The organism is Okeania sp. SIO2C9 (assembly GCF_010672455.1).
Lineage (GTDB): Bacteria > Cyanobacteriota > Cyanobacteriia > Cyanobacteriales > Microcoleaceae > Okeania.
Genome location: NZ_JAAHGO010000233.1, coordinates 1 through 1,372 on the forward strand (window position 1 = coordinate 1; position 1,372 = coordinate 1,372).

2 protein-coding genes are annotated in these 1,372 nt (G+C 44.3%); one reads left to right on the top strand and one right to left on the bottom strand.

Annotation, left to right across the window (positions count from 1 at the left end):
- Positions 1-125: 125 nt before the first annotated feature.
- Positions 126-1,097, top strand: a complete 972-nt coding sequence (locus tag F6K23_RS40575) for an ExeA family protein (RefSeq protein WP_293166881.1) — start codon at positions 126-128, stop codon at positions 1,095-1,097.
- Positions 1,098-1,173: 76 nt separating this feature from the next.
- Here F6K23_RS40575 and F6K23_RS40580 read toward each other — a convergent pair.
- A partial coding sequence (locus F6K23_RS40580; RefSeq protein WP_293166883.1) for a hypothetical protein occupies positions 1,174-1,372 on the bottom strand: 199 nt, incomplete at its 5' end.

Here is a 1,372-nt window from a genome sequence, read left to right on the forward strand (position 1 = left end):
TCTTTGGCAAAACTAACACAGGAGCAGATGGCACATGTAGAATCGATTTTGGCTAATACCTTGAATAAGCAAGAGGTAATGGCACAAATTCGAGATTACTTCCATCGAGACTCTGGGAGGTCTCCATGTTAAGTGAGGTCATGGAATACTTCGGGCTAGAACATCGCTTCGACCGACTCGGTTATTTTGAAATGCCAGAGCCGACTCATCTGTTGGCGGAACTCGATAGTCTTATTAGGGGTGGTCGTCTCATTGCTATCTCTGGCATAGTCGGTTGTGGAAAAACCACTACTCTGCAACGTTTAGAAGCTCAATTGGTTCAAACCAAAGAGGTGGTGGTTTCCCGTTCTTTGGCAATTGATAAAGATCGAGTCAGCTTGACAACCCTGATCACTGCTTTATTTTACGACCTGTCCACCGAGAAAGATTTTAAGCTGCCCACGAAGCCAGAAAAAAGGGAGCGCATGCTACTGGGTCTGATCAGCAAATGCCGTAAGCCTGTCGTCCTGTTTGTCGATGATGCTCACGCTCTTCACCATCAAACCCTGGTGGGATTGAAGCGACTGATTGAATTAGTGCGTCAGGACAAAGGGACTCTCTCGGTTGTTTTAGCTGGTCATCCTAAGCTCAAAAATGATCTGCGGCGACCCAGTCTTGAAGAAATCGGTGCTCGTGCCAGTGTTTTTAGTTTAGAGGGCATCCGAGGTTATCAAAAAGATTACATTGAATGGGTCTTAACTGAGGCGAGTAAAGCAGAAACTGTACCGACTCAACTCCTCACCTCTGAAGCTATTGATTTCCTTGCTGAAAGACTGGTAACACCACTGCAAATTCAGCAATACCTGACTCTAGCTTTGGAAGAGGCTTATCGGGTGGGTCAAAAGCCTGTCGAACCGGAAATTATCGAAGCTGTCTTGACTTCAGGACTCAATGAATTGGAGCCTCATTTGAGTAGACATGGCTATAGTTCCAAGATTATAGCTGATTTGTTAAATACTCGAACGGCGGAAGTGCGTTCTTTTCTCCATGGTCAATTACCACCAGCTAGAACTCAAGAGATTAGAGAGCAAATGCTCAGAATTGGTATTCCTTTGTGAAGGTTTATTTGCAATTAATCTGAGTCCAATGAGTTGGAGAGTAAGTTGTTTGCAAATAATCTGAGTCTATTTGCAGTTAATCTGAGTCGAGAGGCGTTCTTATTTGCAAATAATCTGAGCCGAAAATGTCTCTGTTTGCAAGTCCGGTCTCTCTTGTTTGCAAGCCGCTACACTTAGTGTTCTTTTGGGCGAGGTATTTTTTGGTTTCTTCTGCTTCAAAAAACCAGGGAAACAAGCTGGGTGGGTGGTTAATACCGTTTAAGTAATCCCTGACC

Coding starts and splice junctions, on each gene's coding strand:
- F6K23_RS40575 (WP_293166881.1), top strand. CDS start 126: ATGTTAAGTGAGGTCATGGAATACTTCGGGCTAGAACATCGCTTCGAC.